The following is a 12978-nucleotide window of genomic DNA, read 5'->3' as shown; positions in this document are numbered from 1 at the left end:
AGTTACATCTCCGACCAACGGCGCAGCAGGTTGTGATAGCCGCCCGTAAGCGACAGCACGCTCGGATGCGTATCCGGCAGCTCCTGCCGCAGGCCGATGATGGCGAGGTCCATCTCATGCAGGAAGGCGCGCTGGCCGTCATCCTTCACCAGCGACTGCGTCCAGAAGAAGCTGGACCATCGGCTGCCGCGCGTGACCTCGGTGACGTGGTGCAGGCTGGTCGCGGGATAGACGACCATGCTGCCGGCCTCGAGTTTCACGCTCTGCGCGCCGTAGGTGTCCTCCACCACCAGCTCGCCGCCCTCGTACTCGCCGGGGTCCGTGAGGAAGAGCGTGGTGGAGACGTCGGCCCGCATGCGAAAGCCGTTGGCGCCGGGCACCACGCGGATGGCGTTGTCCACATGCGCCCCGAACTTCATGCCCGTGTCGTAGCGGTTGAACATGGGCGGATAGACGCGGAAGGGCAGCGCGGCCGAGGTGAACATCGGGTTGCGGCCCAGCGCGCGCAGGATGACGTTGCCGAGCTCCTTGGCCGTCGGGCTGTCCTCGGGGATCTGCAGGTTGAACTTCACCTGCGCGGATTGCTCTCCGGCGGTGGCGCGGCCATCGGCCCAGGGCGAGGCCTCCAGCACCTGGCGACAATGCGCGACCTCCTCTCGGGTAAGGACGTCGGAGATGGTGACGAGCATCGGTCTTCCCGGATGGATGCGGGGGGCCGCGCCCCCCGCCCCTTTTCTTAGTAGCTGGCCGAGAGGCTGAACAGCACCGTCCGCCCCGATGAGGGGATGACGCGGTTGGCCCAGAGCTGGTCGTAATTCAGTTCATCGGTGAGGTTGTAGGCGTTCACTGCCACGCGCCACCGGTTCTGCGCGCCGAAGCGGTGCGAGACCATGGCGTCCAGCGAGAAGTTCTCGCCGACCTGCGCCGTGTTGGTGTTGTTCAGATAGACCGAACTGCGCCACGTGAATCCACCGCCGAAGGTCACGTTGTAGGGCTGGTCGCGGAAGGCCTCGTAGGTGGACCACAGCGCGGCCGCGTGGCGCGGCACGAACTGCACCCGCCGGCCGACATTGGCCGCCGTGGAGGAGCGCGTCGTCTCGCTGTCCATGAAGGTGTAGTTGGCGTTCACCGCCCAGGCCTCGGTGATCTGGCCAGTGACGCCGACCTCCACGCCCTGGTTGCGCTGGTCGTCGCCCGACTGCGTCACGGTCCCGAGGATCGGGTCGGTGACGAAGGCGCCCTCCTTCTCGATGCGGAAGAGCGCGCCGTAGAGGCCGAGGCGGTTGTTCAGCAGGCTGAACTTGGCGCCGAGCTCGTAGACCGTGTTCCGCTCCGGATCAAGCGCCTGGTTCGCCGCGCTGAAGGAGCCGGGCTGCGTCGTGATGAAGGAGCCCGCCGGGCTCGTGGAGCGGCCGTAGGAGAAGTAGTAGCTCTGCTGCGGCGTCGGCTCCCAGATGATGGCTGCGCGCGGATCCACGAAGGTCTGGTTGGTGGAGAGCGTGGTCGTCGCCGCGCCGGCGCCATAGGTCTTGTAGTCGATGTCGTAATTGCTCACGCGCACGCCGCCGACGATGGAGAGCGTGGGCAGCAGCCACATGCGCTCCGTCAGGAAGCCGCCGATGTAGCGCTGGTCGGTCTCGCGCACGTTGGCGCCGGTCCCTGCGACGATGCCGTAGCCGTTCGAGCTGTAGCGACCCTCGTAGAGGCTGACGATCGGGCGCGCGGACGGGTTGAGGCCGTAGCCCGTGCGCTGGTCGTTCTGGAACCAGACGTCTAGGCCCGCCGTCAGCTCGTGCCGCAGCCGGCCCGTGTTGAAGCGCGCGACGGCCGTGGAGACGTTCTGCACGCCCCAGGTCTCCTGCTTGAATGGGTTGCCGGCGCCGCCCGCCTGGACCATCGGCGTGGTGCGCGGATTGCCGTCGAAAAGCGCGTTCACGCAGTTGGGCGCCGTGCCGCAGCTCACGACGGAGGTCATGAAGTCGCGGTTCACGAAGCCCACGCGCGTATCGTTATAGAGGGTCACGTAATCGTTTAGCGTGTGCTGCAGGCGGGCCGTGACACGGTCGACCGTCGTGTTGTCGCGGTCGAGGTCCCAGCCGTACCAGGTGCGGCGGTTCACGCCGTACTTCGTCACGGGCCGCGCGATGGTCTGGCCAGGCGGCGTCACGGTCGGGATGCCATAGTCGGGCGTCCGGCGGTCCTCCATGTGCATGTATTCGAGGGTAAAGGTCGTCGGCGTGCCGAGGCCCAGCGCGAAGGACGGCGCGATGCCCCAGCGGCCCGAGGAAACCTCGTTGCGGCTCACGATCTCGTTGTAGTGACCCATGATGTTGAGCCGGACCGCGGAGGTCTCGCCGACCTGGCGATTGATGTCGAAGGTGGCGCGGCCGAGAGAGCCCGTGCCCGCCTGGAGCGTGCCGCTATAGGCATTGCCCAGGAAGGGCGTGCGCGTCTGCAGGTTGATCGCACCACCGACCGTGTTCTGGCCGAAGGTGGTGCCGGAGGGGCCCTTCAGGACCGAAACACTTTCGAGGTTGAAGCTGTCGCGCGTGAAGGTGCCGAAGTCGCGCAGGCCGTCCACATAGACGTCGTTCTGCGCCGAGAAGCCGCGGATGCGGAACTGGTCGCCGTTCACGNGCGTGAAGGTGCCGAAGTCGCGCAGGCCGTCCACATAGACGTCGTTCTGCGCCGAGAAGCCGCGGATGCGGAACTGGTCGCCGTTCACGCCGCCATTGCCCTCACCGATCGAAGTGGTGATGCCGGGAACGTTGCGGAGCGCCTGCTCCACGCTCATCACGCCCTGCTGCTCCATCAGCGCGCGGGGGATAACGTTGATGGTCTGCGGCGTGTCCTGGATCGTGCCGGGCAGACGGTCGATGCCGGTGGAACGGCGCAGCGTGTTCGGCGGGTCGATGGCCTGGCCGGATACGTCCATGGTGGGGAGCGTCATGTTGCCCGAAGTGGCTTCGGCCGCAGGTGCCACGGTCTGGGCATCCGCCGCGACATGCAGCCCCGCCGAGAGCGCCATGGCCAAGCTGGCGGTGAAGGCAGCGTGGGATACGGGGCGATGCAGCGAGGCGCGGCGGGTCATGGCAAGCTCCAGTTGTTGCGAATGACTCTTATTTTCATTGTTGCAAGACGGTCAATTCAGTGAAATGAATCGTTGCGCACCCGTCAGTTTACTTTCCTGCACATGTGGCACGCCCGCCACAGCCGTTGCCCCACACATCCAGCCTCGCTAGCTTTCCCGCGACGCCGGAAGCCGCAGGAAGAGCGCCAATTTCCACATCTCCCATCCCGCCCGGCCTCATCACGCTCGCCGACTACGAAGCCGCCGCGCGGGAGCGAATGGGCGAGAACGCCTGGGCCTACATCTCCACCGGGACGGCCGACGAGCTGACTCTGCGCTCCAATCGCGAGGCCCTGGAGCGGCTTCGTCTGCAAGGCCGCGTGCTGACCGAGATGTCAGGGGCGCAGACGCGGCTGGAGCTCTTGGGCGATGCCTACGAATATCCGGTGCTGCTGGCGCCGGCGGCCTACCATCGCCTCCTGCATCCGGAGGGCGAGGTCGCGACCGCTCTCGGCGCGAGCGCCATGCGGGCGGGTATGATCGTGAGCACTCAGGCGAGCGTCCCGGTGGAGGAGATCGCGCGCCGGGCCACCGGGCCGCTGTGGTTTCAGCTTTATGTCCAACATGACAGGGCGTTCACGAAATCGCTCGTCCAGCGTGCCGCGAATGCGGGCTACAGGGCCCTGGTCCTGACCGTCGACGTGCCGGTCTCGCTCCGCAACCGCGAGCAGCGCGCGGGCTTCCGCCTGCCCCCCGGCGTCGCGGCCGTGAACCTGCGCGGCATGGTCCCTCCCCCCCCCCCGCGTGCCGAGCCGCATGAGAGCGAGGTGTTCCGCGGGCTGCTCGATGGCGCGCCGACATGGAAGGACATCGCCTGGCTGCGCTCCATCAGCCCGCTCCCGCTGCTGCTGAAAGGCATCATGTCGCCAGCGGACGCGCTGCGCGCTGTCGATGAGGGTGTGGACGGCATCATCGTGTCCAACCACGGTGGCCGCGCGCTCGACACGGCGCCCGCCGCGATCGAGGCGCTGCCGCTGATCGCCGAGGCGGTGGCGGGCCGTGTTCCGCTCCTGATGGATGGCGGCATCCGACGGGGCACGGATGTGGTGAAGGCGCTGGCGCTGGGCGCCAGGGCCGTGCTCATCGGCCGGCCGTATCTCCACGGCCTTGCCGTGGCGGGTCCCCTCGGCGTCGCGCATGTGCTCAAGATCCTGCGCACGGAGTTGGAGATCGCCATGGCGCTCACCGGCTGCGCGACGCTGCGGGACATCACCCCCGAGGTGATCTGGCGCTAGAATCCCGGCGCGCTGTCGGCATCGAGCGCGCGCGAGATGTAGGCCGCCTGCTGCGGCTGATAGCGCGTCCAAAGGCGCCGCAGCTCGGCCACCGGCTCGTCATGCCAATCGACGCGGAGATCCACCACCGGCCAGTCGTAACGGTCGGCGACCAGCAGGCCGGCGCCATGCTCGTCGTCGAACTCGCCGCCCGCTTCCAGGCCCGCCTCGAGGGCGCGCATCAGGCGTTCGGCCAGCGTCTCGCCACGGCTGGAGGCGAAGGTATCGACCATGGCCTGCGGCACACCGGTATTCGCCAGGAGGTTGCCCATGGAGACGCAGTCCGGCCCCGTCGCGACCGCCGCCTCCGCCATGGCCTTCGCGCCGGAGAAGAAGGCGACGCCGCCCATGCGGTCCACCACCGCCACCTGCCGGTGATCCAGGCCACGCGTGGAGCGTGTCAGCAGATCCACCACCGCCTGCGCGCCCAGCCCCTGGCGCAGCAGCGCGAGACCCTGCGGCCCCAGCGCGGGGTCCGAGAGGTTCTGCGTGGCCACCGCGCCCATCGGGCCGGCCCATGCGCAGCGCGCGGCCGTCGCGATGGAGGAGGAGGTGACGATGGTGCCGAAGGCGCCCGTCTCGGCGCAGCGCGCGGTCAGAGAGTAGGTCATGGCTTCAGAACCTGCCGTGCTTTCGTGCTTTCCTCCAGACCCTCCCAGCCATAGCGCATGGGCGTCATCTTCGCCGATGCCCATGTCTTGTGCTGGTCGGCGTAATGCGGGCTGCCGGGATGGCCGGAGGTGCCGTGGAACACCGTCCAGAGGCTGTTCTCCCAATCACCCACATCGAAGGCATAGCGGGACAGCGCACCATAGGCCGTGCGCGGGCCGAGCGGCGCGATGAGCCCGTTGGCCATCACGCAATCGCCATCGCCGCCGATGGGCTGCGCCACGGGATCGAGCACGGAGGCCGCCTCGGGGAACAGCGCGGATAGCGGGTGCGCTAGCTTCGGCTTGTGCACCTCGCCCCAATTCTCCGGCGGCGGGCCTTCCGCTACCTCGTCGAGCGCGGCCTGCATCAGCCCGTCCCAGCTCTCGCCGCGCAGCAGGCTTTCGTCGTCCGCGCGCAGCAGGGCGGGCAGCGTCCACCAGAGCTGTGTGAGCGGCGCCACGCCGGGCGGCGGCGCGAGGTAGGGATGCCCTGCCAGGTCGCCCAGCCCACTTGCCGCCGCGAAGCGCCGCGTCAGCGCGAGGCGGAAGGCGATATAGCGCGCGGCAGTGGCGGAGCCCGCCTCCATCCGCCCGGACCAGCCGGCGATCTCGGCCCGCAGCTTCTCGGCGGCGCCGCTGCAACCGCCGAGCGCGGCGAGCCGCTTCACGAAGTCCCCCGCCGGCTGCGACTGCACGTCGCCATGGATGGCCGCCGAGCCCGCGGGCGTGCGCGTCGTGGGATCGTCGCGCAGCAGCGCAGCCACGCGGCGGGCGCGATAGGGCGGGTGGCAATCGGTCAGCAGGTAATCGGGGTGGTCGTCGGCTGCGATGCGGTTGTTGGCGGTGACGATGACGTGCCCGTCGGGGTCATGCAGCACGGGCATTTCCTCGAAAGGGATCCAGCCCTGCCATTCATGCTCGCCGGTCCAACCCGGCATCGGCAGCCAGCCGCATTCGCGCCCGCGCTTCGGCAGCATCGCGCGCAGCAGCCAGCCGATGTGCCCCTGCGTGTCGCCGGCGACGAGGTTGTGATCGATCAGCCCCCAGCCGCGCGTCGCCTCGTAGAGCGAGCGCACGTCATCGGCCCGCACCATGCGCGGCAGGCAATCGAAGGAGAGATCCGTCTCGGCGAACTGCACGCTCTTCAGCGCGAGCGCATGGCCGCTGGCAGGCTCGCCCGCGATGACGGGGCCATGGCGCGTCTCCACGATTTCCACCTCGCGCGGCTTCTCGCCCCGGATCGCGACCGTCTCGACGCGGCGCGCCACCGGTTCCCACATGCCGCGGAACATGGCGTGCCTCGCATCGGCATCGAAGCGTTCGACATAGAGGTCGTGGATATCGGCGAAGCCGTGCGTGACGCAGTAGGCGACCTTCCCGTTATGCGCGAAATGCGGGAAGCCGGGGACGCCGGGAACAGTGAGGCCGATCACGTCGAATTCCGGGCAGGCCAGATGGCCCTGCGCGTACATGTTCGGCATCTCCAGCACGCGATGCGGATCGCCCGCCAGCAATGGCCGGCCCGTGCCGCTGAGCTCCGGTCCCACCGCCCAGTTGTTGCTGCCGCCGCCCGTCGCATCGGGGGCCGCCGCCTCCATCAGCGCGGCGATGGCGGGGGCAAGATCGCGCAGGCTCGCGCGCCAGCGATCGGCCTCGGCGCCCTGGGGCATGAGCAGGAAGTCGCGCCCGCCATCATCATAACGAAGCTTGGTGGTGTTCTGGCCCGCGACGGGCAGTGCCGCCGCGCGCCAGAGCTTGAACCAAACGGAACCCATCAGCAGGCCGAGCCGCCGCATCACCGCGATGGTGTGCCAACCCTCCCACGCCTCCGGCGTGGCGCCGAGCAGCCTGTACTCGATCGGGACCGGCGCACCCGAGGCGATGAAGGCGTTCACGCCCGCCGCATAGGCTTCGATCATCGCCTTCGCGTCGGCGCCGAGCGCCGCCGCGTCCCGCCGGCTCGCCGCCTCCACGCCCAGGCGGCGCGACAGCGCATCCGCGCCGAAGGCGGAGGCGCCGAGCCACTCCGCGCTGCGCCCCAGCGCGCGGCGCAGATTCAGCTCCATCTGGAAGAGGCGGTCCTGCGCGTGGCAGAAGCCCTGGGCGAAAAAGGCATCGTGCATCGAGCCCGCGCGGATATGCGCGACGCCCAGCTCGTCTCGCAAGATCGTCACGCCGGCCTGCAGGCCCGGGACGCGAAGCTCGCCCTCCAGCTCCGGCACGGCCTTGCGCGCGGCCTCGCGCAGCTCTTCCTGATTCATTTTTCCCCCTGGCTGGACGCCCGTGCCGCTTAGCAAATACGCTTCCGGTGGAAGCGAACAGGGGAGCCATCCCATGAGTCCGACAAAAATCACCCGCCGCGCCACGGTGGCGGGACTCGCCCTGCCCTGGATCGCCCCGGCGGCGCGCGCCGCCGGCACCGCCAACCTCGTGCTGGAGAGCGAGGTCGTGATCCTCGATCCGCACGCGACGACGGCCGCCATCACGCGCACCTTCGGCTACCACGTCTTCGACACGCTCTTCGCCATGGACGGCCAGGGCATGATCAAGCCGCAGATGGTCGCGGCGTGGGAGACGAGCTCGGACGGGCTGGTCTGGCACTTCCGCCTGCGCGACGGCCTGCTCTGGCACGACGGCACGCCCGTCACGGCGGCCGATTGCGTGGCGAGCCTGGAACGCTGGGCGCCGCGCGACGCCCAGGGCCGCATGCTCTGGGCCGCGAAGGCGGAGTTGGTGGCGACGGATGCCAGGACCTTCCGCCTGACGCTCTCTCGGCCCTTCCCGCTCGTCCTCGACGTGCTGGGCAAGCCCAATGCGCCGCTTCCGGTGATGCTGCCCGAACGGCTGGCGCGCGTGCCGGTCGAGACACGCATCCGCGAGATCATCGGCAGCGGCCCCTTCCGCTTCCGCGCGGCCGACTGGCGGCCGGGCAACTACATGATCCTGGAGCGCTTCGAGGGCTATGTCCCGCGCGAGGAGCCCGCCGATTTCCTCGCCGGCGGCAAGCGCGTGCACCTGGACGCGATCAACCTCCGCGTCATGCCCGACCAGGCGACGGGCGCCACCGCCCTCATCGCGGGCGAGATCGACTACATGCAGTACCTGCCCTTCGACCTGCTCTCGCGGCTGGAGCGCGCGCGGGGCGTCAGGCTGCTCGGGCTCGGCGGCATCCACATGTTCCAAGGCAATTTCCGTCTGAATCACGCAGCGGCCCCGATGGACGACCCCGCCATCCGCCGCGTGCTGTGGCACTGCGCGGACCAGGCCTCCGTGCTGACGGCCATCGGCGTGCCGGAGCGCTTTCGCGCGCCGCCCTGCCCCTCCTTCTTCCTCTGCGACGCGCCCTTCGACAGCCGCGCCGGGGCGGAGGCCATGGGCATCGATGTGCAGGGCGCCAAGCGCATGCTGGCCGCGACCAGATACCGCGGCGAGAAGATCATCTTCATGACGGTCGCCGGCAGCATCAGCCAGACGGCCGCGGCCGTGATGATCCAGAACATGCAGCAGGCCGGCTTCAACGTCGAAGAGCAGCAGATGGACTGGGGCACCGTGCTCGCCCGCCGCGCGCGGCGCGAGGGCTGGCATGCCTTCGCCGTCTACTCCAACGGCACGGACATGTTCTCGCCGCTCACGCATTTCTACGTGTCCAACACCTGCGCCGACTATCCAGGCTGGGATTGCGACCACGGCATCGAGCGCATGCTGGGCGAATTCGCTGCCGCCCCCACGCCCGAGGAGCGTAAGCGTATCGCGGGGGCGATCCAGGGTGCCGCCGCACAGCACGTACCCGCTGTGATGTGGGGGCAGTTCACCATTCCGGCCGGCTATCGCGACCGTCTGCGCGACCTGCCGCAGGCCGCCTATCCGATGTTCTGGGGAGCCAAGCTTTGAGTCAGGATTCCGCACTTCGCGAGCGTGCCGCCCGCGTCATTCCCGGCGGCATGTGGGGGCATCTCGACGCGAAGAAGCTGCCCGAGGGCTATCCGCAGTTCTTCACGCGCGGCCAGGGCGGCCATGTCTGGGATGCCGATGGCCGCCAGTATGTCGACCTGATGTGCAGCTGGGGGCCCATCGTCCTCGGCCACCACGACCCGGCCGTGGACGCCGCCGCGCGCCGGCAAGCCGAGATGGGTGATTGCCTGAACGGCCCCGGCCCCGTGCTGGTCGAGCTCGCCGAGCGCATGGTGGACCGCGTGCCCGCCGCCGACTGGGCCATGTTCCAGAAGAACGGCACGGACGCGACCACGACCTGCGTCACCATCGCGCGCGCGGCCACCGGGCGCGGGACCATCCTGATGGCGCGCGGCTCCTACCACGGGGCGGCGCCCTGGTGCACGCCGGTCCCGCTCGGCACCAACGAGTCCGACAAGGCACACCAGCTGCGCTTCGAGTACAACGACGTGGCGAGCCTGGAGGCGGCTGCGAACGCCGCCGGCAACGACCTCGCCGCCATCCTCGTCACCGGCTTCCGGCACGACAACATCGTGGACCAGGAGCTGCCGACGCCGGAATTCGCGGCCGCCGCCCGCGCCATCTGCGACCGCAAGGGCGCCGCGCTGATCGTCGACGACGTGCGCGCGGGCTTCCGCCTGCATGCCGGCGGCAGCTGGGAGACGGTGGGCGTTCGCCCCGACCTCTCGGCCTGGAGCAAGGCCATCGCCAATGGCCACACGCTGGCCGCCGTGACGGGGCGCGACTCGCTGCGCGACGCGGCCTCGCGGATCTTCGTTACGGGCTCCTTCTGGTGCTCCTCCGTCGCCATGGCGGCGGCTGTGGCGACGCTGGAGGAGCTGGAGAAGCGCGACGTGGTGGGGCATCTGGAGCGGCTGGGAAACCGCCTGCGCACCGGCCTCGCCGAGCGCGCGCGGCAGGCCAATGTCGGGCTGCGCCAGACCGGGCCGGTCTCGATGCCGCTCTTCCTCTTCGACGGGGATCAGGATTTCGCGATGGGCCGGGCCTTTTGCCAGGCCGCCCTGGCCGAGGGCGCCTTCCTGCACCCGCGGCACAACATGTTCCTCTGCGCCGCGCATACGGAAGCGGACATCGACGCCGTGCTGGCGGCTTCCGAGGCCGGATTCGAGGCGATCAAGGGGCTGCGGGGCTAGGTCCCGTCGGCCCGGGGCTCAGCCTCGGGCCGGAAACGCGGGCGCGAGGTCGCCCGCCAAACTTACTTCTTCTTGCGCTGCGCGGCGATGCGCGCGTCGCGCTCGGCCTTCTGCTGCGCCAGCATCATGGCTGTGCGGCGGCGCGCCTCGGCGGCGGCATTGGCGGCGGCGGCGATGGCGGCAGCCTTCTTGGCGGCGGCCGCGGCCTCCTTCTCGGCGAGAAGGGCGGCGGCCTTCTCCTCCGCGCGGCGGATGGCCTCGGCCTCCTTCGCGCGGCGCTTCTCGCCCTGCAGGCGCTGCGCCTCCAGGCGGGCCTGAACCTCCGGCGAGTCCGAAGGCGGTCGGGCCTTGAACTTCTCCAGCAGCTTCAGTCGTGCGGCCGCAGCATCGCCACGGCGTTCGTCAAAGGTGTCTCGTCGGGCAGCCATGAGCGGCTCCTAGCAAAGCTTTTCGCATTGCGCGAGATGGGGGTTCTGCATCCCACGCCTTGACTGCATGCATGTCCCGTCCGACTGAACGCCGATGCTACGGCTTCATGAAATCCGCCTCCCGCTGGATCACGCGCCCGAGGCGCTGGACCACGCGGTGGCCGAGCGGCTGGGCGCGCCGGCACTGGGCTTCACCGTCGTGCGGCGCGGCTACGACGCGCGCAACCCGCGCCGGATCGTTCTCTCCTACACGCTCGACGTAGAGGTGGCGGACGAGGCCGCCGTCCTCACCAAAGGCCCAGCCCAGGTGCGCGAGGCGCCGGACATGGCCTATCGCCCCGTGGCGACCGCACCGGAGGGGCTGACGGAACGCCCTATCGTGGTCGGCACGGGGCCCTGCGGGCTCTTCGCCGCGCTGATCCTCGCGCAGTCGGGCTTCCGCCCCATCATCCTCGACCGCGGCAAGCAGGTGCGCGAGCGGACGAAGGACACCTGGGACCTCTGGCGCCGCGGCATCCTGCATCCGGAGAGCAATGTGCAGTTCGGCGAGGGCGGCGCGGGCACCTTCTCGGACGGCAAGCTGCATTCGCAGATCCGCGACCCCTTCCATTTCGGCCGCAAGGTGCTGGAGGAATTCGTCAAAGCCGGTGCTCCGGAGGAGATCCTCTACGTCTCCAAGCCGCATATCGGCACCTTCCGGCTGGTGCAGATGGTGGAATCCATCCGCGAGACCATCGAATCGCTCGGCGGCGAGTACCGCTTCGGCTCCCGCGTGGACGACCTGATGATCCAGGGCGGCGCGCTGGCAGGCGTGGTGCTGCAGACCGGCGAGCGGATCGCGGCGCGGCATGTGGTGCTGGCCATCGGCCATTCGGCGCGTGACACCTTCGCCATGCTGCATGGCCATGGCGTGGCCATGCGGGCCAAGCCCTTCTCCATCGGCGTGCGGATCGAGCATCCGCAATCACTCATCGACCGCGACCGCTTCGGTTCCAATGCGGGCCATCCGCTTCTTGGCGCGGCCGACTACCGGCTGGTGCATCACGCCAGCAACGGGCGGGACGTCTATTCCTTCTGCATGTGCCCCGGCGGGACCGTGGTCGCCGCTGCCTCCGAGCCCAACCGGGTCGTGACCAATGGGATGAGCCAGTACTCGCGCAACGAGCGGAACGCGAATGCCGGCATCGTCGTCGGCATCACGCCCGACGACTATCCGGGCGGCCCGCTGGCCGGCATCGAGTTTCAGCGCCATTGGGAGGCCAAGGCCTTCGAGGCGGGCGGCGGCGGCTATGTCGCCCCGGCCCAGCGCGTGGGGGATTTCCTGGCGGGGCGGGCCTCCACGGCGCTGGGCGAGGTCGTCCCCTCCTACCGGCCCGGGCTGAAGCCCACCGACCTCACGGCCTGCCTGCCGGATTTCGTGGTGACCGCCCTGCGCGAGGCCCTGCCGGCCTTCGACCGCGACCTGCCCGGCTTCACGCTCGCGGATGCGGTGATGACGGGGGTGGAGACGCGCACCTCCTCGCCGCTCCGCATCGAGCGCGGCGAGGATTGCCAGAGCCTCAGCACGCCCGGCCTGTTCCCGGCCGGCGAAGGCGCGGGCTATGCGGGCGGCATCCTCTCGGCGGGTGTGGACGGGATCCGCGTGGCGGAGGCCGTGGCACTGGCGATGACGGGCGGGGGCCCGGTCCGCAGCAGCGGCCGGCATGCCGAGACGGCCACGGTCCCTTACGGCTGAGGCGGTCCGAGGCTCAGCCTCGGACCGGAAGTGAAAAATCAGCTCAGCGCGGCTGCCGGCACGACGATCGCAAACCGGTCCGCCAGCTCGGCCAGCGCGTGGCGATGGATCTCCGCACCGCTGATGCCCTTCCCCGTCACCGGGTCGGGCAGCGCGCGGGTGGCGCAGGCATCAGCCGCGATGGTGACGCGATAGCCGAGGTCCAGCGCCGCGCGCGCCGTGGAGCTCACGCACATATGCGTCTGGAAGCCCACGATCACGAGCTCCTTCCGACCCCCCAGCCTTTCGGCCAGCTCGGTCTGCGCGAAGGCATTGGGCAGCGGCTTCTCGACGACCACCTCCCCCGCCCGGGGCGCGGCGGCGGCGAGGATGGCGCCGCCCGCCGCATCGCGGTCGAAGAGGCCGCCGGCGCGGCCCTTGTGCGCCACATGGATCACCAGAGCGCCCGCCGCGCGGGCCCGCTCGAGCAGCCCCGACAGGACCTCCAGCGCCGGATCGATCCCCTCCAGCGGCAGGCGCCCCTCGCGGTACTCGCCCTGCGCGTCGATCACCACCAGCGCGGCATCGGCGAGGCGCGGCGGCGCGAGGCTGGCGCCCGCCAACTGCAGCAGGGTCTTGGGCTCGGTCATTCTGGGTTCTCCCTATGGATGGACGGA

The 12978-nt window shown here is 69.8% G+C and carries 10 protein-coding genes; 4 read left to right on the top strand and 6 right to left on the bottom strand.

What is annotated here, in order from left to right; translation table 11 throughout:
* Positions 1-2: 2 nt before the first annotated feature.
* On the bottom strand, positions 3-689 hold the full coding sequence (locus tag WJM96_RS20915) for a Fe2+-dependent dioxygenase (protein ID WP_424814494.1): 687 nt from the start codon (positions 687-689) through the stop codon (positions 3-5).
* Positions 690-736: 47 nt separating this feature from the next.
* A complete protein-coding gene (locus tag WJM96_RS20910; protein ID WP_424814598.1) occupies positions 737-2935 on the bottom strand; it encodes a TonB-dependent receptor in 2199 nt (732 codons plus the stop codon).
* 413 nt (positions 2936-3348) lie between these two features.
* On the opposite strand from WJM96_RS20910, the gene WJM96_RS20905 reads away from it, so the two are divergent.
* Positions 3349-4365, top strand: a complete 1017-nt coding sequence (locus tag WJM96_RS20905; protein WP_424814493.1) for an alpha-hydroxy acid oxidase — start codon at positions 3349-3351, stop codon at positions 4363-4365.
* Here WJM96_RS20905 and WJM96_RS20900 read toward each other — a convergent pair.
* Together WJM96_RS20900 and WJM96_RS20895 are read right to left on the bottom strand one after the other, a co-directional pair.
* Complete coding sequence (locus WJM96_RS20900; protein WP_424814492.1) at positions 4362-5015, bottom strand: DUF1028 domain-containing protein; 654 nt, start codon at positions 5013-5015, stop codon at positions 4362-4364. The two genes, WJM96_RS20905 and WJM96_RS20900, sit on opposite strands and share 4 nt — an antisense overlap.
* Complete coding sequence (locus WJM96_RS20895) at positions 5012-7315, bottom strand: penicillin acylase family protein (RefSeq protein WP_424814491.1); 2304 nt, start codon at positions 7313-7315, stop codon at positions 5012-5014. Before WJM96_RS20895 ends, WJM96_RS20900 begins: the two co-directional genes overlap by 4 nt.
* 73 nt (positions 7316-7388) lie before the next feature.
* Between WJM96_RS20895 and WJM96_RS20890 the strand changes: the two genes are divergently transcribed.
* Entirely contained in the window at positions 7389-8945 is a 1557-nt protein-coding gene (locus WJM96_RS20890; protein WP_424814490.1) for an ABC transporter substrate-binding protein, read from the top strand.
* Positions 8942-10159, top strand: a complete 1218-nt coding sequence (locus tag WJM96_RS20885; RefSeq protein WP_424814489.1) for an aminotransferase class III-fold pyridoxal phosphate-dependent enzyme — start codon at positions 8942-8944, stop codon at positions 10157-10159. The genes WJM96_RS20890 and WJM96_RS20885 overlap by 4 nt, the downstream gene beginning before the upstream one ends.
* A 62-nt stretch (positions 10160-10221) precedes the next feature.
* Here WJM96_RS20885 and WJM96_RS20880 read toward each other — a convergent pair whose 3' ends face one another.
* Positions 10222-10587 (bottom strand): DUF6481 family protein, encoded by a 366-nt coding sequence (locus WJM96_RS20880; protein ID WP_424814488.1) that lies wholly within the window; start codon positions 10585-10587, stop codon positions 10222-10224.
* Between the two features lie 94 nt (positions 10588-10681).
* Between WJM96_RS20880 and WJM96_RS20875 the strand changes: the two genes are divergently transcribed.
* Positions 10682-12322 carry an NAD(P)/FAD-dependent oxidoreductase gene (locus WJM96_RS20875; RefSeq protein ID WP_424814487.1) on the top strand — a complete coding sequence of 547 codons (1641 nt, stop codon included), beginning with the start codon at positions 10682-10684 and terminating at the stop codon, positions 12320-12322.
* 38 nt (positions 12323-12360) lie between these two features.
* Here WJM96_RS20875 and WJM96_RS20870 read toward each other — a convergent pair whose 3' ends face one another.
* Positions 12361-12951 carry a cysteine hydrolase family protein gene (locus WJM96_RS20870; RefSeq protein ID WP_424814486.1) on the bottom strand — a complete coding sequence of 197 codons (591 nt, stop codon included), beginning with the start codon at positions 12949-12951 and terminating at the stop codon, positions 12361-12363.
* Positions 12952-12978 lie beyond the last annotated feature (27 nt).

Source organism: Roseococcus sp. YIM B11640 (genome assembly GCF_049727625.1).
In the GTDB taxonomy this organism is placed as follows: Bacteria; Pseudomonadota; Alphaproteobacteria; order Acetobacterales; family Acetobacteraceae; genus Roseococcus.
This window is presented reverse-complemented; position numbering and strand designations above follow the sequence as displayed.